The organism is Apibacter adventoris (assembly GCF_002964975.1).
In the GTDB taxonomy this organism is placed as follows: domain Bacteria; phylum Bacteroidota; class Bacteroidia; order Flavobacteriales; family Weeksellaceae; genus Apibacter; species Apibacter adventoris.
On sequence record NZ_PSZM01000001.1, the window covers coordinates 187,169 to 210,880 of the forward strand.

General features: G+C 29.2%; 16 protein-coding genes. 12 read left to right on the forward strand and 4 right to left on the reverse strand.

Going from position 1 to position 23,712, the window contains the following annotated elements:
* Positions 1 to 14: 14 nt before the first annotated feature.
* Positions 15 to 1,538: a DUF6770 family protein gene (locus C4S77_RS00945; protein WP_146106003.1), complete on the forward strand. Its 1,524-nt coding sequence runs from the start codon at positions 15 to 17 to the stop codon at positions 1,536 to 1,538.
* Positions 1,539 to 1,583: 45 nt separating this feature from the next.
* Here C4S77_RS00945 and C4S77_RS00950 read toward each other — a convergent pair whose 3' ends face one another.
* Positions 1,584 to 2,888: a M48 family metallopeptidase gene (locus C4S77_RS00950; protein WP_105194307.1), complete on the reverse strand. Its 1,305-nt coding sequence runs from the start codon at positions 2,886 to 2,888 to the stop codon at positions 1,584 to 1,586.
* A 112-nt stretch (positions 2,889 to 3,000) separates the two neighbouring features.
* Here C4S77_RS00950 and metH point away from each other — a divergent pair, with 112 nt between their 5' ends.
* From metH to dprA, 10 genes are all read left to right on the forward strand, one after another.
* Positions 3,001 to 5,670, forward strand: a complete 2,670-nt coding sequence (gene metH, locus C4S77_RS00955; protein WP_105245377.1) for a methionine synthase — start codon at positions 3,001 to 3,003, stop codon at positions 5,668 to 5,670.
* A 369-nt stretch (positions 5,671 to 6,039) separates the two neighbouring features.
* A complete protein-coding gene (locus C4S77_RS00960) occupies positions 6,040 to 6,717 on the forward strand; it encodes a response regulator transcription factor (RefSeq protein ID WP_105245379.1) in 678 nt (225 codons plus the stop codon).
* Positions 6,714 to 8,078, forward strand: a complete 1,365-nt coding sequence (locus C4S77_RS00965) for a sensor histidine kinase (protein ID WP_105245381.1) — start codon at positions 6,714 to 6,716, stop codon at positions 8,076 to 8,078. The genes C4S77_RS00960 and C4S77_RS00965 overlap by 4 nt, the downstream gene beginning before the upstream one ends.
* A gap of 122 nt (positions 8,079 to 8,200) precedes the next feature.
* A complete protein-coding gene (locus C4S77_RS00970) occupies positions 8,201 to 9,319 on the forward strand; it encodes an efflux RND transporter periplasmic adaptor subunit (RefSeq protein ID WP_221405043.1) in 1,119 nt (372 codons plus the stop codon).
* Between the two features lie 13 nt (positions 9,320 to 9,332).
* Complete coding sequence (locus C4S77_RS00975) at positions 9,333 to 12,410, forward strand: efflux RND transporter permease subunit (protein WP_105245383.1); 3,078 nt, start codon at positions 9,333 to 9,335, stop codon at positions 12,408 to 12,410.
* 23 nt (positions 12,411 to 12,433) lie between these two features.
* Positions 12,434 to 13,714 carry a TolC family protein gene (locus C4S77_RS00980; protein WP_105245385.1) on the forward strand — a complete coding sequence of 427 codons (1,281 nt, stop codon included), beginning with the start codon at positions 12,434 to 12,436 and terminating at the stop codon, positions 13,712 to 13,714.
* Positions 13,715 to 13,838: 124 nt separating this feature from the next.
* On the forward strand, positions 13,839 to 14,576 hold the full coding sequence (locus tag C4S77_RS00985) for a YqjF family protein (RefSeq protein WP_105245387.1): 738 nt from the start codon (positions 13,839 to 13,841) through the stop codon (positions 14,574 to 14,576).
* Positions 14,577 to 14,951: 375 nt separating this feature from the next.
* The gene (gene dusB, locus C4S77_RS00995; protein ID WP_105245391.1) at positions 14,952 to 15,932 is read left to right on the forward strand and encodes a tRNA dihydrouridine synthase DusB; all 981 of its coding nucleotides are present in this window, start codon (positions 14,952 to 14,954) and stop codon (positions 15,930 to 15,932) included.
* A gap of 186 nt (positions 15,933 to 16,118) precedes the next feature.
* The gene (locus tag C4S77_RS01000) at positions 16,119 to 16,859 is read left to right on the forward strand and encodes an alpha/beta hydrolase (protein ID WP_105245392.1); all 741 of its coding nucleotides are present in this window, start codon (positions 16,119 to 16,121) and stop codon (positions 16,857 to 16,859) included.
* 107 nt (positions 16,860 to 16,966) lie between these two features.
* On the forward strand, positions 16,967 to 18,052 hold the full coding sequence (dprA, locus tag C4S77_RS01005) for a DNA-processing protein DprA (RefSeq protein ID WP_105245394.1): 1,086 nt from the start codon (positions 16,967 to 16,969) through the stop codon (positions 18,050 to 18,052).
* Between the two features lie 83 nt (positions 18,053 to 18,135).
* On the opposite strand, the gene C4S77_RS01010 is transcribed toward dprA, so the two are convergent.
* From C4S77_RS01010 to C4S77_RS01020, 3 genes are all read right to left on the reverse strand, one after another.
* Positions 18,136 to 19,857 carry an ABC transporter ATP-binding protein gene (locus C4S77_RS01010; RefSeq protein ID WP_105245396.1) on the reverse strand — a complete coding sequence of 574 codons (1,722 nt, stop codon included), beginning with the start codon at positions 19,855 to 19,857 and terminating at the stop codon, positions 18,136 to 18,138.
* Positions 19,858 to 19,885: 28 nt separating this feature from the next.
* Positions 19,886 to 20,614: a DUF6796 family protein gene (locus C4S77_RS01015; protein WP_105245397.1), complete on the reverse strand. Its 729-nt coding sequence runs from the start codon at positions 20,612 to 20,614 to the stop codon at positions 19,886 to 19,888.
* A gap of 150 nt (positions 20,615 to 20,764) precedes the next feature.
* Complete coding sequence (locus tag C4S77_RS01020) at positions 20,765 to 22,516, reverse strand: ABC transporter ATP-binding protein (protein WP_260209275.1); 1,752 nt, start codon at positions 22,514 to 22,516, stop codon at positions 20,765 to 20,767.
* Between the two features lie 155 nt (positions 22,517 to 22,671).
* On the opposite strand from C4S77_RS01020, the gene C4S77_RS01025 reads away from it, so the two are divergent.
* On the forward strand, positions 22,672 to 23,667 hold the full coding sequence (locus C4S77_RS01025; protein ID WP_105194320.1) for a helix-turn-helix domain-containing protein: 996 nt from the start codon (positions 22,672 to 22,674) through the stop codon (positions 23,665 to 23,667).
* Positions 23,668 to 23,712 lie beyond the last annotated feature (45 nt).

Below are 23,712 nucleotides of genomic sequence, written 5' to 3' on the forward strand. Positions count from 1 at the left end.
TAAATCTAATGACTATGAAAAAATCATTATTATTTACTTTTTTTATGATTACAATGAGCTTCATCCAAGCTCAAATACAAGACTTAGCTAGTTTAGCTGTTGGAGAAATTATAGGAAGCAATATCTTATATGATTCTCAAGATCAAGTTTATGGATACATTTACTTTTTCAACCAAGGAGAAGTAGATAAAGATAACATTCAAATGGAATATGTAATTTTAGATAAAAATTTAAATAAGGTATCTAATAATACATTTATAAGAAAAAAATATCATAGATTATTATCTCAAAATTATATTTCTTGCTCTCTCATAAACAATAATGAATTATTATTAAAATTCGAACTTAACTATAAGACATTAACATTTGAATCTTATTGTATTATATATATAAAAGAAAAAACTATATCGCCAGATTATTGGTATAAAAATGGAGATATTATAGAAATATCCAAAAATAAAACTGAATTTAATAAACAGTTAAAAAAAGTTAAATATAAAGGATCAATTTATGTAGATAGAAAGCATAATGCCATTTGTATTATAGAAAGACAGGAAACCAAAAAGCATTTAAATAAATTTATACGTTACTATAATACGAAAAATGAATTATTATGGAGCTATGAATATAATCCTGTGCAAAAAATCAATATTTTTAATACTGTGGCTATTGAAAATATTTCTCAAAATAATATATACCTTTTAGAATGCAATTATAATATATATCCTTTAGAATATAAAATTATCGCATTAGACCCTACAAATGGAAAAAAGAAATATGAATATATATTTGAAAATACAAGAAGTAAATATAATCATACTTTAATTTCTAAAGAAATTAATAATCAACTTATTATTTGCGGATCCTATTCTAAATTTTTGAAAAACTCTAATTTTAATCTGGAAAAAAATTTAGGTTTTTTTAAAATTGTACTAGATAATAATGGAAAAGAAATATTTAAAAAATACTCTCAATGGAATGAATTTAATAAACAAATAGAAATAGATAAAAATGGAAGAGTAGAAAAAAATTTCCGTTTATTACCCACCAGTTTTTATATTTTTAAAGATGGTACTATATCTATTTTAACAGAAAAATATAAACCTGAAAAAAACGGTATATGGCTTCCTATTCCTATTATTGGTGAGATAACCCAAGGAGTTACTAAAGCGAATAGAAAAACTACAGATTTTATTTTATTTTCTATGGATAAAGATTTTAATTTTAAATCTGTAAAAACAATTCAAAAGGAGCTAACCAAAGGTTATAGTCATGATTATTTATTTTCTCAATATATAAAAAATGATACAGGTATTGCTTTCTTTTTTATAGATTATTTAAAATCCGAGAAAAAATGGATATTAGGGGTAAACACTATTATAAATGGAAAAATTAAAGAAGAAAAAATTCCTATTTATTCTAAAGAAGATAAATATACTATATTCCCTATTAAAGCAAAAGAAGGATATATTATATTAAATGAATACAATGAAAAAGAAAAATATAATCAAATACGTTTAGAAAAAATAAATTTCTAATATTAGAAATTTATTGTTATCTTAATTATATACAAAAAGCATCTACTAAGAAGATGCTTTTTGTGTATAATAATCTGTTATATTTTTAATTTCATCTAAAGATAAATTCCACATAAAATTTAAAAACTGCTGATAGCTTTCCGACTGTTTTTTAGGATCTACTCTTTCTAAATATCTGTTTAACTGATAATTTTTTCTTCCTTCATATATTTTTTCAAAACATTTCCCTAACCATTCTTTATAATATATATCTTTTATATTTTCTTGTAAACGTATCAAACACAAATAAATCCCCAATCCATACTCTTCAAAAAAATACATTGAAGGTACTTGTTCATTTTTAGCTATTCCCTGCAAATTTTTTAATGCAGTACTAGATATAGATTTTTTTGATTTTTTTTCTAATTCAGGAAAATCTTTTTTTAACCGATCAATCCTGTTTTTCAATTCAGGATGTGAAGAAAGTGAATCCTTATTTAATTTTTCTTTATACAAGGAATAATCGTATTGCGAAAAACCTTCTTTATTCAACCACTCATCTCTAAATGACTGGTTTGGCAAATTAAACACTTTTTTATATGTTCCAATATTTAATCCTTTAGGTTTTAGAGTATCATACTTTGCCATTAATTGTAAAGCCTCTATAAAAGCCCCTTGGTTATAAGAAGAAGCTTTTACTAAAATTACACCTAATGAATCCGCTGAATATTCATTTTTTTTGCTTAATTCACCAGTAGCATATAACTTATTTTTAATTAAATCAAAGGCTATCCTGCTCTTATTGTATTTTTGTTTTTTTATACTCTTTGCTTCTCCTTTAGACTTTGAGGATAATTCATTTTTTATTAAATACAATTGTTTTTTTAAAGAATGTTCTAAAATTTTATGAGAGAGTTCATGTGAAACAACTGCAGCTAACTGATCGTCATTACTTAACCAATGAAACAATCCCATATTTAAAACAAAAGTCCCATCGGGTAGGCAATATGCATTTAAACTAGGATCTTTTGAAATTAATATTTGGGTATTATTTGGAATTAATGGGTTATCCTTCCTTAAATTGGCTAACATTTGATTGGAATAGTCTATAAAACGAGAATCAAAACAAAAAGTCCCTTTTTTTATTTCCTCTTCAAAATCTTTAAAAAAACCTTCATATTCTTTAACCATTAATTTTCCTTCTTTTCCAGAATATTGTTTTTTTATAGATTCTATATATTGTTTATTGGATTTTTTAAAAGCGGAAACAGCTAAATCTCTTTCACTTTTATCTGCTGTATCTATAGGGATATATTTTTGAGAAAAAATAATACCTGAATAAAAAATAAATAATATTTTAATAAATTTCATAGTAGATAATAATTTGAACCAAATTTAAACTTTTAATTAAATTAAATACAAATCAAAATCACAAAAAACATTTATTTAAAACCTAAATTGTAACTTTGTATACTTTTAAATTATGCAAGAATCATTAAAATTATCTGGTCTAGAATCTTTCATTTTATCTTCTGATATTAACTTTATTAATATTGGTGAAAGAACAAATGTTACAGGTTCAAGAAAATTTCTTAATCTTATTAAAAATGAAAAATATGATGAAGCTCTTTCTGTTGCCAGAGATCAGGTAGAAGGAGGCGCTCAGATTATTGACATTTGTATGGATGAAGGATTAATAGATGGAGTTAAAGCAATGACTACATTTCTTCGATTAATTGCTTCAGAACCAGATATAGCAAGGGTGCCTATAATGATTGATTCATCTAACTGGGAAATTATTGAGTGCGGATTAAAAAATCTGCAAGGTAAAGGAATAGTTAACTCCATTAGCTTAAAAGAAGGTGAAAAAGAATTTATAAAAAAAGCTAAAATTATTAAACGATATGGAGCTGCTATGATTATTATGGCTTTTGACGAAGATGGACAAGCCGATAATCTGGAAAAACGAAAAATTATATCCAAACGCTCCTATGAAATTTTAGTTCATCAGTTAGGTATTAATCCTTCCGATATTATTTTTGATCTCAATATTTTTCCAGTAGGTACCGGAATGCAGGAACACCGAAGAAATGCCCTTGATTTTTTTGAAGCCACTTATTGGGTCAAAAAAAACTTACCCGGATGTTTAGTTTCCGGTGGGGTAAGTAATGTATCTTTTTCGTTCAGAGGAAATAACAAAGTAAGGGAATCAATTAATGCCGCTTTTCTTTATCATGCTATTAAATATGGTATGGATATGGGAATTGTTAATCCAACTCAAATAGCTATATATCAAGAAATAGAACCTGAATTACTAAAAAAAATTGAAGATGTATTATTTGATAAAAATGAAGAAGCTACAGAAAAACTGATTGAATATGCTGAAAATATTTCTCAAGATAAAACTATAAGTCATGAAAATAAAATTGAAGAATGGAGAACTTTTCCTGTAAATAAACGTTTGGAATTTGCTTTAATAAAAGGAAATACTGATCATATAGAAGAAGATGTTGAAGAAGCTCGTTTACAAGCTGCTCGTCCCTTAGATGTTATCGAAGGCCCCTTAATGGATGGAATGAACACGGTTGGAGAGCTCTTTGGCTCCGGAAAAATGTTTCTTCCACAAGTAGTAAAAACAGCACGAGTAATGAAAAAGGCAGTAGCTTATTTACAACCTTTTATTGAAGCAGAGAAATCTGGAGAAGCTCAATCAAATGGCAAAATATTAATGGCTACCGTAAAAGGAGATGTGCATGATATCGGGAAAAATATAGTTGGCGTAGTTTTAGCTTGCAATAACTATGAAATCATAGATTTAGGAGTTATGGTTCCCAAGGAAAAAATTTTACAAACCGCTATTGAACAAAAAGTAGATATCATTGGATTAAGCGGTTTAATAACTCCGTCTTTAGATGAAATGATAGAAGTAGTAAAAGAACTAGAAAAAAGAAATTTGAAATTTCCTGTAATGATCGGAGGAGCTACTACCTCTAAAATTCACACTGCTTTAAAAATAGCACCATCATATAGCTATACTACTATACACGTTTTAGACGCTTCCAAATCTGTAACTGTTGCTTCATCTCTTTTATCTTCTCAAAAAGAAAAATTCACAAAGGAAATAAAAGAAGAATATGAACATTTAAGAAATAATTACCTCAACCGAAGTGTAGATAAAGAATATTTAAGTCTTGCAGATGCCCGTAAAAATAAATTTAAAATTGATTGGGCCAAGTTTACTCCATTCAAACCTAAGAAATTGGGAATTCAAGTTATAAATAACATAAATTTGGAGGAGCTATCAGAATACTTTGACTGGCAACCTTTTTTCAAATCTTGGGAATTAACCGGTAAATTTCCACAAATACTAACAGATCCAATAGTAGGTAAAGAAGCTTCTATTCTTTATAAAGATGCCAAGATTTTATTAGCTAAAATCATAAAAGAAAAATTATTACAACCTAAAGCTGTAATTGGTTTATTTGCAGCAAATTCCAATGAAAAAGATGATATTGAGCTATATGATGAAAAAGGAAATTTTCTAAATATTTTTAGAACTTTGCGCCAACAATCTAAAAAAACAGCCAATGCATCAAATTTTGCATTATCTGATTTTATTTTACCAAAAAATTCTGAGTCTATCCATGATTATATTGGTTGTTTTGCAGTAACTATTTTCGGAGCTGAACAATTAGCTAAACATTTTGAAAAAGAAAATGATGATTATTCAGCTATTATGACTAAAGCCTTATCTGATCGTTTTGCTGAAGCTCTTGCGGAATATATGCACGCAAAAGTACGAAAAGAAATTTGGGGATATGCTCCAGATGAATCCTTAGAGAATGAATCCTTAATAAAAGAAAAATATCAAGGCATACGTCCTGCCCCTGGTTATCCTGCTTGTCCGGATCACCTGGAAAAACTTACTATTTGGGAATTATTAGATGTAAAAGATAGTATTGGCTGTGAACTAACCGAAAATTTAGCCATGTTTCCGGCCTCTTCTGTTTCAGGATATTATTTTGCTAATCCACAATCCAAATATTTTGGCTTAGGTAAAATTACTTTAGAGCAAATAGAAGACTATGCAAAACGAAAAGAAATAGATTTAGAGCAAGCTAAATACTGGTTAAAACCTAATATTGCTCAATAAAATATTCTAAAAAGAACAATATAAATCTAAAAAATCCAAAATTATAAATCTTAAACTTTAGAAAATTCGCATTTTATATACTATTTTAATCTATTATATCAATTTTAAAAAAGAATGCAACATTTCTAAATGTTTAAACCTTGATTAAATAATATTTTAACACTTTATAACTAATTATTTTTAAATAAACCTTTCTATTTATTTAAAACAATTTAACAATAACTATATTTCACTCATTAAATCACTCAATCACTTATAATGAATTTAAAAAATTATGAACTATAATCTATAAAAATAACCCTTATTAGGTACTGATATCTAAATAATAAGAATATGATATTCTAAAAAAGAAACTGTAAATTTGCACTTATGAATATTCTTCTGGTTGAAGACGATTTAAGAGTTTCTGAACTTATAAAAAGAGGTTTGGATGAACAAGGTTTTAACACTACTCAAGCCTATGATGGCTTAACCGGGAAAAAACTAATTTTAACACAAGAATTTAATTTACTAATTACTGATATTATATTACCGAAAATAAACGGATTAGACCTTTGTAAAGAAATAAGAAACTTAAAACCAGAACTTCCTATATTAATGTTAACAGCCTTAGGAACTACGGATGATAAAATAGAAGGGTTTGATGCTGGTGCAGATGATTATTTGGTAAAGCCTTTTGAAATGAGGGAATTAGTTGCTAGAATAAAAGCTATCTTAAAAAGAAGCTTAAAAAATAAATCCGAAATTATTTTAAGATTTTCCGATTTAGAAATGAATTTAAAAACCAAAATTGTAAAAAGAAATAATAAAGAGCTAAGCCTAACCCTTAAAGAATTTAAACTTCTGGAATTTTTATTACAAAATCAGGGAAGAGTAATTTCAAGAAAAGAAATTGCAGAAAAAGTATGGAACACTCATTTTGATACCGGAACAAACTTTATTGATGTTTATATTAATTACTTACGAAAAAAAGTTGACAAAGAATTTGACAATAAGTTAATTCATACAAAATCAGGAATGGGTTTTATTTTAAAATCTGAAGAATGAAAATCCGTATCAAGCTTACCTTATTATTTTCACTTATAACAGCTACTCTACTTCTTATTTTTGCCTCTATCATTTATTACTCTGCAAAACACAACAGAGACAAAGAATTCTATTCCTTATTAAAAAAAGAAGCAATAACTAAAGCAAATCTCTTTTTTAAAGCCAAAGTTCCTGCCCAAACTCTGCAACAAATTTACCATAACAATTCCCAAACAATTAATGAAGTAGAAGTTGCTATTTATGATAAAAATTTTAACCTTTTTTATCATGATGCAGTAGATATTGATTTTGTGAAAGAAACTCCTGAAATGATTAATGAAATTTATAACAAAGGAGAAATAAAATTTCATCAGGGAGACTGGCAGGTAATAGGAATGGCGTATCTATTTGAAGGTAACAAGTATATAGTTACAGCTGCTTCCTATGATCTTTATGGATATAATGAATTAAGTTCTCTACTAAAAAACACATGTATTATATTTATTTTTTCAATCATTTTTATATTCATAGCGGGATATTATTTTTCTAAAAAAGCATTTCAACCCGTTAAAGATTTGAATGATAAAATGAATGAAATATCTGCTAATCATTTAAATTTAAGATTGGACACAAAACCAAATAAAGATGAACTATCAGAATTAGCTATTACTTTTAACCAAATGCTTATACGTTTAGAAAATTCATTTGAAGCACAAAAACATTTTGTTTGCAATATTTCTCATGAGCTAAGAACCCCTTTAGCTGCTATAATAACCGAACTCGAACTTTCATTAACTAAAAATAAAACTTCCGAAGAATACAAAATAATACTTCTAAATTCCCTATCGGATGCAAAAAAAATTGCAAAATTATCCAACAATCTATTAGATTTTGCCAAAGCAAACTATGATCCTTCAGAAATAACTTTTAAGCCCATACGAATAGATGAAATCTTAATAGAAGCATGCATACAAGTACAGCAAGCTAACCCAGAGTACAATGCAAGCCTATCTTTCAAAAATGATGTTAAATTTGAAAAAGAATTCATTATCAATGGAAATGAATATTTATTAAAAGTTGCTTTTGTAAATCTTATTGAAAATGGATGCAAATTTTCTGGAGATCATTTATGTAAAGTTTTCATATCATTCCTCCATAATATAATTCAAATTGAATTTAGAGATAATGGCATAGGCATTTCGCCAAAAGATATTCCTAATATTTTTACTCCTTTTTACAGAGGCAAAAATAAAGAATATACTTATGGAAATGGAATAGGACTATCTTTAACCCAAAAAATCATCTGTTTACATTCTGGATCTATTACCGTTAACAACAATTCAGACAAAGGAACAACCTTTATTTTACAACTCCCCTATTAGTAAAAAAATAACCTTCTAATAAAATTCTAATTTTTTTTTAAGAGGTTTCTAATAACCAACTACAAACCGTTCGCCTAGATTTGCAGAAAAAAAAGAGGTTCACTAAATCAAAAGCGGAGATCATGATATCTATAAAAATCCGAAACTTACACTTATTTTTATGGAGTGCACTTACAATGCATTCTTGCCATAAACAAAACACAGAAGAAAAACCTGCATATATCGTAAGTGGAAATACTATTATCTTATCAGAAAATTCAAATATAAAAAATCATATAAAAATAGAATCCGTAAAAAATGAATGGCTTAGTCCTGATCTATCGACAGTGGGTGAAGTAAAAGCCATACCAACTAATTATGCAGAAATTATTCCACCCTTTGCCGGAAGAATAAGCCAATCATTTGTAAGATTAGGACAAAAAGTAAATATAGGAACTCCCCTTTTCACAATCAGCTCTCCTGAATATTTTAATGCTCAAAAAGATTACTTCGAAGCACAACAAGAATATACATTATCAAATTTAAATTTGAAGAGACAAAAAGATTTATTAAAGCATGGTGTGGGTATACAACGAGTTGTAGAGGAAGCCCAAACAGACTACCAAACAAAAAAATCAGCGCTCGAAAATGCATCAGCCGCACTAAAAGTATATAATATCAATCCTAACCATCTAAAATTAGGTCAGCCCCTTATAGTTACCTCTCCTATAAAAGGTGAAATCATTACTAGCAATATTGTTATAGGACAATATATAAAAGAAGATGCCCAACCTATAACTACAATTGCCGAATTAAATAAAGTATGGATTGCCGGACAAATTAAAGAAAAAGACTTAGGATATATCAATAAATTAAAAGAAGTTACCATCAATGTTGATGCTTTTCCTGATAAAAACATTACCGGCAAAATATTTCATATCAATGAAATAATAGATGAAGGGACCCGAAGTGTTGAAGTATTGATTGAATGCAGCAACGCTGATAAAATATTAAAACCGGGAATGTATGTAAATGTTCTTTTCAAAAATGAACCCGAAGTAGCTCTTATCATCCCCACCAAGGCAATTTATCAAGTTAATGATGAACAATTTGTCTTTGTACAAATTGGTAAAAATAAATTTATAAAGAAAAAAGTTACAACTAAAGATATTTCAAAAGATAAAACCGTAATAAAAAAAGGTTTAAAAACTGGTGAACATATAGTTACCGAAGGAGGAATATATTTACTGGAAGCTCAATAAATAAAAAAATAACATGAATAAACTTATTCAAACTATCATACACAAACGTTGGGTACTAGTAACCCTTTTCATTATACTTTCCATATTTGGATATTATTCATGGAAACAACTATCCATTGAAGCTTATCCTGATATTGCTGATGTAACTTCTCAAGTTGTAACACAGGTTCCGGGTTTGGCCGCAGAAGAGATAGAACAACAAATAACCATACCTGTTGAACGGGCTTTAAATGGTCTTCCGGGAATGCATGTTATGCGAAGTAAAAGTACTTTTGGACTTTCTATAATTACTCTTGTTTTTGAAGATGGTGTAGATGACTACTGGGCAAGAATGAGAATACAGGAACGGCTCAACGATGTAGAATTACCCTACCAAGCCTTACCTGAATTAGATCCACTTACTTCTCCGATTGGAGAAATTTACAGATATATTATTGAAAGTAAAACACATGATTTACGAGAAATAACTGATTTACAAAATTTTGTTATTATTCCAAGAATCAAACAAGTAGCAGGAATAGCAGATGTGACAAATTTTGGTGGAATTACCACTCAATTTCAAATAGAGTTAGACCCCAAAATGCTGGATCAATATCAGTTATCCTTAGGAGAGGTTATTCAAACCATTGAAAATAACAATGTAAACGCCGGAGGAAGTATTCTTCCACGTGGAGATTTAGGATATGTAATACGAGGAATCGGTTTAGTTAAAAATCTGGAAGATATAGGTAAAATAGTTGTAAAAACAAAAAGCGGAGTTCCTATTTTATTGAATGATTTAGGTAAACTAAAATATGGAAATATAGAGCGTAAAGGAGTTTTAGGCTTCACAGATAAAAAACGGAATCAATCTGAAAGTATTGAAGGAATTGTACTCTTATTAAAAGGACAAAATCCATCCAAAGTTTTAGAAGGTGTACATGAGGCAATAAACGAACTTAATACCCAAATTTTACCCGAAGGAGTAAAAATACATCCTTTTTTAGATAGAACTGAATTAGTAAATACTACATTAAATACTGTATCTCATACCTTATTGGAAGGAATGTCATTAGTTTTAGTAGTTTTAATTGTATTTTTAGGTAGTTGGAGAGGAGCTTTACTAGTTGCTATTACCATCCCCATTTCTTTACTTATTGCATTTATCCTTATGTATTTTACAGACATTCCTGCAAACTTACTTTCTCTTGGAGCTATCGATTTTGGAATTATTGTAGACGGAGCTATTGTAATGATGGAAACCATACTTAGAAAACGAGAAGAAGAACCTGACAAGAAATTTCATGAAAAAACGATCGCTCAAAGAGCCACAGAAGTAGCCAAACCTATATTATTCTCCACTATAATTATCATTACTGCTTACCTACCCTTATTCGCTTTTGAAAGAGTAGAAAAAAAATTATTCACTCCTATGGCATTTACCATTAGCTATGCACTTTTTGGAGCCTTACTCGTTGCTTTATTGTTAATACCGGGATTAGCTTATTTCCTATACAAAAAGCCACAAAAACTCTATCATAATAAATGGTTGGAAAAATTAACCGACAAATATCATTCAAGTATAAAAACGATTATGCAATCACCTAAAAAAATTTTTCTCCCGTTAGGAATTATTTTAGGATGTACTTTTTTACTGGCTTTTTATGTAGGAAAAGATTTTCTACCTCCTTTAGATGAAGGGTCCATATGGTTACAAGTACAATTACCTCCGGGTATTTCTGTTGAAAAATCTAAAGAATTGAGTGATACTCTACGTGCTCGTACCATAAAACATGATGAAGTTACCTATATAATGGTACAAGCCGGAAGAAATGATGATGGAACTGACCCTTGGACCGCTTCTCACTTTGAGGTATCAATTGGATTAAAGCCTTATAAGAAATGGAAAAAAGGAAAATCCAAATATGATCTTATAGCTGAACTGGAAAAAGAATATGAAACACTTCCGGGTTTTAATATTGGATTTTCCCAGCCTATGATTGATGGTGTCATGGATAAAATATCCGGTGCTCATAGTGAGCTGGTGGTGAAAATTTATGGAGATGATTTCAGTGAAACCAGAAGAATTGCAGATGATGTAATGAAAACATTAAAAAATGTAAAAGGAGCTGTGGATTTAGCTATAGATCAGGAACCTCCGTTACCGCAGCTTCAAATACATGCTAATAGAGATAAAATCGCTCAATACGGTCTCAATGTAGCAGATGTAGCTGAACTTATTGAAGTTGCCATAGGAGGAAAAGCCATTTCCCAAATTTTTATAGGTAATAAAGTCTACGATATTATATGTCGTTATGATGAGAATAGCAGAAATACTCCGAATAAAATTTCAAATCTGATGCTTACATCCGCTACAGGTGCAAAAATACCTTTATCGCAAGTATGTGATATCAAGTTAAGTACAGGAGAAAGCACGATCACAAGAGAAATGAATCAAAGGCATTTAACAGTAAAACTAAATTTAAGAGATCAAGATTTGGGGAAATTTTTGGAAGAAGCCCAAAATAAAATTGAAAAAAACGTAAAATACGATCATGAAAAATACCATATTAAATGGGGTGGACAATTTGAGAACCAGAATAGAGCTTATTCTCGTCTGGCATTTATCGTTCCCCTATCTCTTGGTATTATGTTTATTTTGTTGTATAGTGCATTTGGAAAATTCAGACAAGCGGGTCTACTTATGAGTATTGTTCCTCTAGCCTTGTTTGGTGGTTTGTTAGCATTGAATATTAGAAACATGACTTTAAATGTTTCTTCTGCTGTTGGATTTATAGCATTATCGGGTGTAGCCATACAAAATGGAGTAATTATGATATCTCATCTAAATTTTTTAAGAAAACAAGGATTCTCCCTTCTCGATTCTGTTATCATAGGAACTAAAGACCGATTTAGGCCAGTATTAATGACAGCTACTGTGGCTATTTTAGGATTACTCCCCGCAACTTTAGCCACTGGCATTGGGTCTGATGTACAGCGTCCATTGGCTACCGTAATTGTATATGGATTGTTATTCTCTACTATTATTACACTATTTGCCTTGCCCGCTCTATATTATATTATAGAATCTAAATGGGGAAAGAAAAAATAATAGACTCTTAAAAATTGAAATTTATGAAATTAACACACTGTATTTTTAAACTAATTATTTGTCTTTTACTTATTACTTCTGTTTTAAAAGCCCAAGTGGATACTACTTTTAGTAAAAAACAGCTGAGTTATACAGATTTTATTAAACAGGTTAAAGAAAATAACTTGGAATACGCAGCACAAAAATATAACGTAAATCTCGCAGAAGCTGAAATAGAAAATGCTAAGATCATTCCAGATATAGAATGGAATATAGCTGGCTCACACAATCAAAAAAAGATGGGAAACACGCTGGAAACCGGTTTAGGTTGGAATATTGAACTTGGAGGAAAACGTAAAGCCCGTATTGACCTAGCCAAAAGCCAAGTGACACTAAACCAATATTTACTTCAGGATTTTCTGAGAAATTTATATGCTAATGCTTCCTTACAATTTCTAGAATGTATCCAAAATAAAAATTTATTGAACGTACAGCTTAATTCCTATAAAATCTTGTCCAATTTGGCTTCATCAGACAGTATTCGTTATAAATTAGGAGATATTACACTCACAGATTCCAAACAGAGTAAACTAGAAGCTCAATTTATGTTAAACGAGGTTTATAAAGCAGAATCCGAGTGGAAAAATTCACTCATTACCTTAAATTTATTAATGGGAAAACCACAAAAAGATTCTTTATTTTCTGCCACTAGCACTTTTTCAGATTTCAATAAAGAATTTAATCTTTCAGATTTGATAACTACAGCACAAAATAATCGTGCCGATTTACAAGCAGCTATGCAAGACAAAGATATTTCACAAAAAATGATGAAGCTGGCTAAAGCTAACCGTATTATGGATTTAGGAATCAATGCTGGTATGCAAATCAATGGGAAAGCTACTAATGATGAAGCTCCTTCTCCTTATCATACAGGTATTACAGCCGGATTAACCATTCCTTTACGTTTTTTAAATAACCGAAAAGGTGAAGTTCAAACTGCTCAATATTCAATTCAAAAAGCAGAAACAGAATACAAACAAATTGAACTTCAAATTCAGACTGAAGTAACCCAGGCCTATCAAAATTATATAAATACAAAAAAACAAATGCACCAGTTTTCCAACGGTTTACTTTCAAATTCCAAATCCATTCTTGAGGGTAAGGTTTATTCATACAAAAGAGGAAATACTTCACTACTTGAAGTATTGGATGCTCAAAGAACTTATAATGACATACAACAAAATTATTATCAGACCTTATTTAATTACTGTTCAGCTTTAATTGAACTTGAAAGAACCGTAGGAATCTGGGATATTAATTTTTAATCCTATTAAAATATTTTATCTCTAAATGGTAAAATGTAATCACATTGATAAATAAATAACACTTTAATCTATATTTTAATAAATTAAATTATATTTATAACTTTATATTTATAAAAATATTTTTATGTTTAAAAATCCTAATATTCAAAATATTATCAATTCCAATTCTCATCGTCCCTGGAAAATTCCTGTTGGTAAATGGGAATACTATCAGGAATGGAATAATGCATTATTTTTACATTGGAGTTTTCCTTATGAAGCAATTAGAGAACTTGTTCCTAAAGAATTACAACTTGATTCTTTTGAAGGAAAGTACTATATTTCTTTAGTAGCTTTTACTATGCAGAAAATTTATCCAAAAAATTTATTCCCGTTAAAATTCATATCGGATTTTCATGAAATTAATATTCGGACCTATGTAGATAATAATGATAAGAAAGGGGTTTATTTTTTAAATATCGAAGCCGAAAAGGCTTTATCTTCATATATTGCAAGAGAACTTTCAGGACTTCCTTATGAAAAATCAGAAATACATCGTTCTGTTGATACCTATACCTCTATTAATTCTAACAAAAATTTCAGCCTAGATATTGAATATAAAACGGGTAATTTACTCACCCATAAATCGAAATTGGATCTTTGGCTTACTGAAAGATACTGTTTATACCTAGATAAAAAAAATCATATTTACCGTTATGAAATCCATCATAAAGAATGGGATATAAGACAAGTAGAATTTTCCAGATTAGATATAAATTATAAACTTACAAGTAGTATTGATTTAAAAAAGAAAACACCGGATGCTTTTCATTTTTCCGAAGGAGTGAAAGTAATATCCTGGAAAAAAGAGAAACTCTTTTAATTTAGGTTCTTTCATTATTCAAATTTCTTCAAAAAATAATTATTTTAAAAATATTATTTTTGCATGAATCAATAGTTAGAAAATGGAATTTAGTACTAGAAGATGGGTAAAATCTGAAAAATTAATCCTTAACAACATTATTTTTTCTAGGGTATTAGAATGGATAATTGTCTCATTGGGTGTATTTAAAATTTTTCAATTAAAAAAAATAAAATTAATTTCCAGCCATATTTCTGATATTTATTTTTTGTTTCAAGCTAAATTTAGTTATATTGAAAAGTTTGAAAAATTAAAGAAATCACTGAATTAATCTAACATTAATAAATATAGCATTGATAAAACCTTATTTACAATTAATTTATAAAACACAGCTTTTTGATTACAATCGGAGATATAAAACTTCCTGAGTTTCCTTTTCTTCTTGCACCTATGGAAGATGTAAGCGATCCTCCTTTTCGCCGTTTATGCAAAATGCATGGAGCAGATCTTATGTATTCAGAATTTATTTCTTCTGAAGGACTTATAAGGGATGCTATGAAAAGCAGAAAAAAACTGGATATTTTTGATTATGAACGCCCGGTAGGAATACAAATTTTCGGTGGAGATGAGGAGGTCATGTCTCTTTCGGCCAAAATAGTAGAAACCGTTCAACCCGATTTGGTGGATATCAATTTCGGATGTCCCGTTAAAAAAGTTGCTTGTAAAGGCGCTGGTGCCGGAGTTCTTAAAGATGTAGATTTAATGGTACGACTAACCCGTGCTGTTGTACAAAGTACTCATCTTCCGGTAACGGTAAAAACCCGTTTAGGATGGGATGATTCTTCCATTAATATTGATGAAGTTGCAGAACGATTACAGGATGTAGGAATACAAGCTTTAACTATTCATGCACGTACTCGTTCACAAATGTACAAGGGACATTCTGATTGGACACATATTGCACGAATAAAAAACAATCCCCGCATTAAAATTCCTATTTTTGGTAATGGCGATATTGATTCACCGGAAAAAGCTAAAAAATATAAAGAGACCTACGGGATTGATGGCATCATGATTGGACGTGCAGCTATTGGAAATCCCTGGATTTTCAGCCAAATAAAACATTATCTTAAAACCGGTGAAGTACTTCCTGCCCCTACACTTTACCAGAGAATAGAAGCTGTAAAAAATCATGCTCAATGGTCTGTGGAATGGAAAGGTGAACGCAATGGATTACTGGAGATGAGACAACATTATTCCAATTATTTTCGTGGTATTCCTAATTTTAAAGTTCATAAAGCTCAACTTTTATCTGCTCTTTCTTTAGAAGAACTCAATTGGGTTTTTACTTCTATTTTAGAAAAAGAAGTACATTAAATAATATCTACCTATTTTTTTCATATCGTTAATATTCCCATTCAAATAACAAAATTAAGTTTAAACAGAAAATTTGATTTAAAAACTATAAAATAAATTAAGATTATCTTATTCTATTTTATGTAAAATATCATTTTCATAAAAATAAATAAACTATTAACTTTAGAATACTAAATAAACAAAAAAATGACAAACAAAATTGCATATGAGGCCAGAGCTGAATTTCTGGAAGGAAAAAATGATACAGGAATCTTGGTTATACACGGTTTTACAGGTTCTACTCAAAGTATGAGACAAGTAGCCTATAAACTGAATCATCTAGGATATACCATCCAGGTGCCACGACTTCTAGGACACGGAACCACACCCGAAGATATGGAAACCACAGGTTATGAAGACTGGATTAAATCTGTTGAAACGGCATATAATGAATTAAAACCTAAAGTTAAAAAATTATTTGTATTAGGTCTATCTATGGGAGGAACTTTAACCTTATATTCTGCTATACATCATAATATTAATGGTGCTATAACTATAAATGCAGCTGTTAATCTTCCTAATTTTCAGGAAATGTATGAAAATGAGAACTCGCCAAGATTTATCCCCGGAATTGGTTCAGACATAAAAAAAGAGGGTATAAAAGAATGGGCTTACGATCAAACTCCAAAAAAGTGTATAAATGATTTAATTATTTTAGCTAAAATAGTAAAAGATAAATTAAATGATATTCATTGCCCTATACTTATTTTCAAATCCAAAGACGATCATGTAGTTCCACCTAATAATCAGGATTATATTTATACACATGTTGCAAGTACACAAAAAGAATTATTAGAACTAAAAAATAGCTATCATGTCGCCACTTTGGATAATGATTGGGAATTGATAGTTAAAAAAACTCATGAGTTTATACAGCAAAATATTTAAAATATAAAAATTAAACAAACGCTCCGTTTTATATTTAAAATAGAGCGTTTTTTATATTATAATTTTTTAATATTTTAGCATAATTATAATAAATATTTATTTTTTAAGTGAACAACGATATTTTATATTTAATCGCATTAAAACATTGTCCCAATATAGGTGATTCTATAATAAAGAAACTAATTTCAAAATTTGGAACAGCGCAAAAAGCTTGGTTTTCTAATCATTCTGAAATACTTACTATTTACAATATTGGTAAAAAAACAATTCAATATATTGGTAATGAATCTATTTTATCTCAGGCTAAGAAAGAGATTCAATATTGTAATAAAAACCAAATAAAAATCATTCATTTATGGGAAAATGATTATCCTTCTTTGCTTAAAGAATGTCCAGATGCTCCTGTATTGATTTATTACAAAGGAAATATAAAATGGAATATACCTTCTCTAAGTATTGTAGGAACAAGAAAAATGACTTCTTATGGAAAAAATTTCACAGAAGATCTTGTGGAATGCCTTAAGGATAGAAAAATAAATATCATCAGCGGTTTAGCTTTAGGTATAGATAGTTGTGCACATAAAAAATCTGTCGAAATGAATATTCCTACCTTAGGTGTACTTGCTCATGGCTTACAAACCATATATCCCCCACAGCATCAATTATTAGCTGAAAAAATGGCTGAAAATGGTGGGTTTTTATCTGAATTCGCCCTAAATATCAAACCTGAAAGAGCAAATTTTATTCAAAGAAATCGTATCATTGCCGGCTTATCTACCATAACTGTTATCATAGAATCAGCATATGGCGGAGGAGCTATTTCAACAGCAAAATTTGCAAATTCATATAATAGAGATGTATTTGCATTACCCGGAAAAATAACTGATACAACCAGCCAAGGGTGTAATCGGCTCATTAGAAACCTGGAAGCTCAAATTATCACTCGGCCAGATGATATTCTATCTTTATTGGGTGAAAATAATTTAAAAAACAATCAGCAAGAATTATTTATAGAATTAACTGAACAAGAAACTGCAATAGTAAACTTTTTAAAAGAAAAAGGAAAAACTCAAATTGATAATTTAGCTTTAGAATTTAATACCCCTACACACATGCTTATGTCTATTTTACTTGATTTAGAACTCAAAAATAAGATAATTCCTTTACCTGGAAAATATTTTTCTATCGCATAAATTTCTATTTCAATTTTTATATTATCCCTTACTTTATAGGATATATTTACAATGCTAGTTATAAATGTAATGTTTTGGTTATTTTAATGTACTTTCCAACCATGTGATTTTTGTTGAATTTCCCATAATCGAGCATATATTCCATTTTTATTTAATAACTCTTGATGATTTCCTTTTTCTGCTATTTCTCCGTCATTTAAAACCAATATTTGTTGTGCTTTTTGAATAGTTGAAAGCTTATGGGCAATTACTACAACGGTTTTTGATTTTACAAGTTCCTGTATAGCCTGTTGTATATATATTTCATTCTCGGGATCTAAGCTAGCAGTAGCTTCATCCAGCAAAATTATAGGAGCATTCTTAAGCAAAGCTCTTGCTATGCTTATACGTTGTTTCTGACCCCCAGATAATTTTCCTCCTCCTTCCCCTACACGTGTATCCATTCCTTCAGGAAAATCTTCTACAAAACTAAGTACTTGCGCCTTACGTGCTGCTTCCCATATTTCTTCCTGAGTTGCTTCGGGATTTCCTATTTTTATATTATTATAAATTGAATCATCAAAAAGATATACTTCCTGAAATACTTCTGCAATCATTTTATAAAAAACTTTCTGATTGATTGAGCGTATATCTATTCCTCCTATTTTAATACTTCCCTCAGTAACATCCCAAAAACGGGCAATTAAAGAAGCTATGGTTGTTTTCCCAGATCCGGAATGCCCTACAAGTGCTAACATAGACTTTTCGGGTACTAAAAAGTTTAAACTACGTACTGTTAATTTATCTTGATATTTAAAATTTACTTCATTAAATTCTATGCTAAATTTTTCGGGAATTAAATTTTCCATAGATTCCATGGTAGGTTCTTTTAATACCCCTATGACTCTTTTTAGACTTTCATTCATATAACGAATCGTAAAATAATCTACCATGATCACTTTCATAGGATTATACAAATTATAGCCCATAATCAAAAAAGTTATGAGTACGGGAATAGTTATAGAACCTACTGAAAGATAATATAGCCCTAAAGCTATCATTAATAGAAAACCTATTTCAAAGAATATACTTGTCGTTACAAGGAAAGGTCCGGGTAAAGCTTCCATTCGTATGCTTTTTTTACGTAAATCATCAAAAGCATTTTCCAAAGTTTTATTTTTTTCACCAGTAATTCCATACGATTTTAAATGTCTAATACCTTGAACATATTCAAGGAATTTAGCCCCTACCTGATTCCTTGCAATAATCTGTTTTTCTCCCAAATGTTTAAATAAATAATTTGCAAATCCTAAGAAAGGTATAATTAAAGGAATTACAGCTAACAAACACAGGGCTAAACGCCAGTCATATATAAAAAGAAAAATAGAAAGAACACAGGTTCCAAATACAGCTGATGTAAGATTTCCAAAACTATGTCCGAAAATTCCTTCAAAATTAGCTACATCTTGTAATATAACAGAGGCAATTTCTCCAGGGTCCCGTTGTTTAAAAAAACCTAAGGAAAATTTTTGAATACGATTTCCTAAGTTAATTCGTAAACGATAAGACAATTCATACACCCAAATATTGGATGTAACCATAGCTTTAGATGCTACTATAAATTGTATTATAAGCATAAAAAACATTATTCCAACCACTGTCCATATCCTTGAAATGTTAGGATGGACTGAAAATAACTCCCATATAATTACTAATAAAACTCCTGAGGGAACTACTAAAAAAATACTATGAATTATTTCCAATAGCATAACCTTACTTGTATCTTTTCTATTATAGGAGGTTACGTATTTTAAATTTTTAATCATTCCGGATTTAATTTTTATTTAACCTGTTTTATTTCGTACTACTATTTAATTTATTCCTGAATAAAATCAATAATATAAGGAAAAACACCAAATAAGAAATATTAAATACGGAAGCTCCTATCCAGCTTTTTAAATTTGAAGTAGGTGGTAGTAATTGTAAGGGCAGTTGTTGATATAATGAAATGAAAACCGGGCTTATAAATCCAGCCCATCTCGGTAAAACGGTTTTTTTGAAAAAAACCAATAGAGAAAATAATATCCAGCCTAAAAATAAAACAATAATAGCAGGAGCCCAGGCTATATAAAATACTTTCATAAATCCTGAAGCTGTTTTCAATAAATATGGGTGCGCAATTGCATCTGTATGGTAAATTGTTTTATAAATTTCTCCGGCAAAGAAAAAAACAGAATGTCCTAAAGGCATCAACATTACACTCAAAATTAGAAGAAAATAAGTAACATAAACATACCACGGATTTTTATCTTTAATATATTGATATGCCAACCATATTCCCGGTAAAAATAATGAAGCTGTCATAGCTGCAATTAAGGCTCCACACATCAACCTTTCTGTTGATCCTTGTAACATAAGTATTGAAATATTTGGATCTACTTTTCCTACATAAACTTCAGTAAATAGAGGATAGTCTTTAGGATTAACAGTAAAACCCGCAATGAGAATATCTCCTGTAATCCAACATAAAGAAGCTATAATGGCTGAAATAAAAGATCCTTTAATTTTAGTTGAATAAGTCATTTTGAAATTAAATGTTTGAGTATTTATATTTTTTCTGGCATCATGAAATCTTGTTATTATTGAATGTCTTTATCTTTCTTTCATCATATATGTATTAATTATTAGGTTATCTCTTTATATATTATTTTATCTTTTACTATACGGAATGATTTATATTACAAATTCCTGAGCTCTGATATGCGCATTCCACATTCTTTGATATAAATGACTATTTAAAAGCAAATCCATATGTTTCCCTTTATCTACAATTCTTCCTTTATCAAATACCAATATTTGATCGGCATCAACAATAGTACTCAAACGATGTGCTATGATCAAAACTGTTTTATTTTTAATTAACTCACTGAATGCTTGTTGTATTTTATATTCGTTTTCGGAATCTGCAAATGCAGTGGCTTCATCCAGAATAAGAATAGGGGCATCTTTTAGTATGGCTCTTGCGAGTTGAAATCTCTGTTGTTCTCCTCCACTAAGGTGTACCCCCGATTGTCCGAATAAAGTATCATAGCCATTTGGAAGGCTTATAATAAAATCATGTATTTGGGCAGCTTTAGCCGCTTGTTCTACTTCTTTAAAGGTTTTATGCATTCCCATGCGAATATTCTCTAGCAAACTCTCTTGAAACATAAAACTGTCCTGAAAAACAAAAGAAACTAATTTCATCAATTGATCTATTGGATAATCTTTTATATTAATCCCCCCTATTTTAATTGCCCCTTCATTTACATCCCAAAATCTAGATAAAAGTTGCCCTACGGTACTTTTACCTGCTCCTGATGGTCCTACCAATGCTGTAATACTTTTTTCTCGGACCTGAAAGCTTATGTCGGATAAAACATTTTGATTTTCTTTATATCCGAAATTAACATTTGAAAATTCAACATGGTTCGCATCAATATGTTGTACAATAGTATTTTCAGGTAATACTTCTTGATTAACTAAATGATCAATTTGTTCTACCCCTCTGTTTATTATAGAAAGTTGCATTCCCATGTTATTTAATACAAAAAGAGGTTTAATATATCCGGTTCCTAGTATTAGAAATAATAATAACACTGGTAAGGTAATTCCATTTTTAAAATATAGATACAATCCAAGCACTAAAACAGGTAATAAAGCATTGCTTATAAAACTCATAAATATAGCATATGCAGGAGTATTACTCCTAATCCATTTATTTACAAAATGATTAAAATTTTTTACTGCATTCCCATATTTATTGAAAGTTTCTGCTGACTGTCCAAAAATTTTCATTACCGGCATTGCCCTTACATATTCTACGATACCAGCATTCATTTCTTCAAGAGATTGATGGTATTGCTTAATCAAAGCTTTATTTCTACCCATGTATAAAATCGGCATCCAAATCATCAGTATAGATAAGGGTAAAAAACTGATAAGAGCCATCCTCCAATCCTGACTAAATAAATAACTGATTGTGATAATAGGTAGGGATATTCCTTTGATAAAATCCGGAATTTGATGAGCTATAAAATTTTCCATTCTTTCAACATCATCCAAAAGTATTTTTTTTAGAGCTCCAGAATTGCTATTACTAAGAACTCCCATGGATAGTCGTCCCACTTTTTCTGTAATATATTTTCGAAGTTCAAATAAAATATTGTATGCCGCAATATGTGATAATATTACTGAACCATAAAACACACATGTGCTTATTACAGCAGCTATTAGAGCATAAATAATATATTCTTTAATGATTCCGTAATTAATTGAAGTTTTAGCTAATTCTTTTATAATATAGAATACAAGAATATAAGGAATCATACTCAGCAAGGCATGAATAATTGCTAAAAAACCGGATATAAAAAGAAGACCTTTTCTTCTCCCTGCAATTTCTAGCAACCGTAAAATACCTTTTTTCTTTTTATTCTTTTTTTTCATTACTAAAAGATATTAAATTATCAAGAATGATTCTAAATAATTTACCTATTTTTGCAAATATATCTGATTACAAAATTTAATTAGGGATGTTAAAAGGAGTAAAATTTCCATAATAAGGATAATTTGAAAGTATGATCTAATGCAAATAAAATAATATGGCTCTACGATTGTATAATAAAGAAGGAACCGAACTTTTTATGGAAAGTAAATTTCCCTGTATAGTTGATAATATAATTAATGAACCTATCCATGAAAATATTATTTGTATTGATTCTCATTTGGGGAAAGGATACTACAAAGAAATTTATTTTGATGGAATACACATGGATTTTTGGGTTTTATCTTTAGCTAAAGATACCTTTTTTTATTTTGAAAGTGATTATGAAAATGTTGAAATGCTTTTTTCATTAAAAGGTAAAAATACTATTTTTTCAAATAATTTTGTTTCTAATATAAGCTTTGAATCTAATCATCATAATATTATTTATGCAAATGAGGTAAATGGTAAAATAAAATGGGAAAGCAAAGATTTACAATTATTTAAAATTAATTTTAATCCTAATATTTTTAAACGTTTCCTCCCAAATGAAAAACTTTTCTATAATTTCAGAAATTGCATTGAAAAAGGGAAATCTGGAACATTCAGTCCCTATAATTATTGCATAAATCTACAAATGTATACTATAATTGAAGAAATTATAGAATGTAAAAAAATAGGTTTATACAAAAAAATGTTTTTGGAATCTAAAATTATTGAACTTTTATTGTTACAGTTAGAACAATTCACTGATCAAGGTAATTACTCTTTTACATTAAAGAAAAGAGATATTGATAAAATTTATGCTGTACGGGAAATTATAATGAAAAACCTTAATAAAAATATATCGCTCATTGAATTGGCACATCTTGTAGGTACGAATGAATTTATGTTAAAAAAAGGATTCAAGGAGCTATTCGGAACTACAGTTTTTAAATTCTGGAATGATGCTAAGATGGAGCAAGCAAGATCTATGCTTATACAAGAAAATATGAATATTAAAGAAATATCTTATTTTATGGGATATAAAAATCAAAGACATTTCGCTTCTGCATTTAAACGAAAATTTGGATTTCCTCCTAGTCATTTAAATAATATTTATAGAAATATTTAATTATGCAAATTTAAGTTTTTCTTATTTCCTTAATGAATAAATTAA

Bases quoted from the DNA above. Each gene is read 5' to 3' on its own strand.
- C4S77_RS00945 (WP_146106003.1), top strand. From the start codon at position 15: ATGAAAAAATCATTATTATTTACTTTTTTTATGATTACAATGAGCTTC.
- C4S77_RS00950 (WP_105194307.1), bottom strand. From the start codon at position 2,888: ATGAAATTTATTAAAATATTATTTATTTTTTATTCAGGTATTATTTTT.
- metH (WP_105245377.1), top strand. From the start codon at position 3,001: ATGCAAGAATCATTAAAATTATCTGGTCTAGAATCTTTCATTTTATCT.
- C4S77_RS00960 (WP_105245379.1), top strand. From the start codon at position 6,040: ATGAATATTCTTCTGGTTGAAGACGATTTAAGAGTTTCTGAACTTATA.
- C4S77_RS00965 (WP_105245381.1), top strand. From the start codon at position 6,714: ATGAAAATCCGTATCAAGCTTACCTTATTATTTTCACTTATAACAGCT.
- C4S77_RS00970 (WP_221405043.1), top strand. From the start codon at position 8,201: ATGATATCTATAAAAATCCGAAACTTACACTTATTTTTATGGAGTGCA.
- C4S77_RS00975 (WP_105245383.1), top strand. From the start codon at position 9,333: ATGAATAAACTTATTCAAACTATCATACACAAACGTTGGGTACTAGTA.
- C4S77_RS00980 (WP_105245385.1), top strand. From the start codon at position 12,434: ATGAAATTAACACACTGTATTTTTAAACTAATTATTTGTCTTTTACTT.
- C4S77_RS00985 (WP_105245387.1), top strand. From the start codon at position 13,839: ATGTTTAAAAATCCTAATATTCAAAATATTATCAATTCCAATTCTCAT.
- C4S77_RS01000 (WP_105245392.1), top strand. From the start codon at position 16,119: ATGACAAACAAAATTGCATATGAGGCCAGAGCTGAATTTCTGGAAGGA.
- C4S77_RS01010 (WP_105245396.1), bottom strand. From the start codon at position 19,857: ATGATTAAAAATTTAAAATACGTAACCTCCTATAATAGAAAAGATACA.
- C4S77_RS01015 (WP_105245397.1), bottom strand. From the start codon at position 20,614: ATGACTTATTCAACTAAAATTAAAGGATCTTTTATTTCAGCCATTATA.
- C4S77_RS01020 (WP_260209275.1), bottom strand. From the start codon at position 22,516: ATGAAAAAAAAGAATAAAAAGAAAAAAGGTATTTTACGGTTGCTAGAA.
- C4S77_RS01025 (WP_105194320.1), top strand. From the start codon at position 22,672: ATGGCTCTACGATTGTATAATAAAGAAGGAACCGAACTTTTTATGGAA.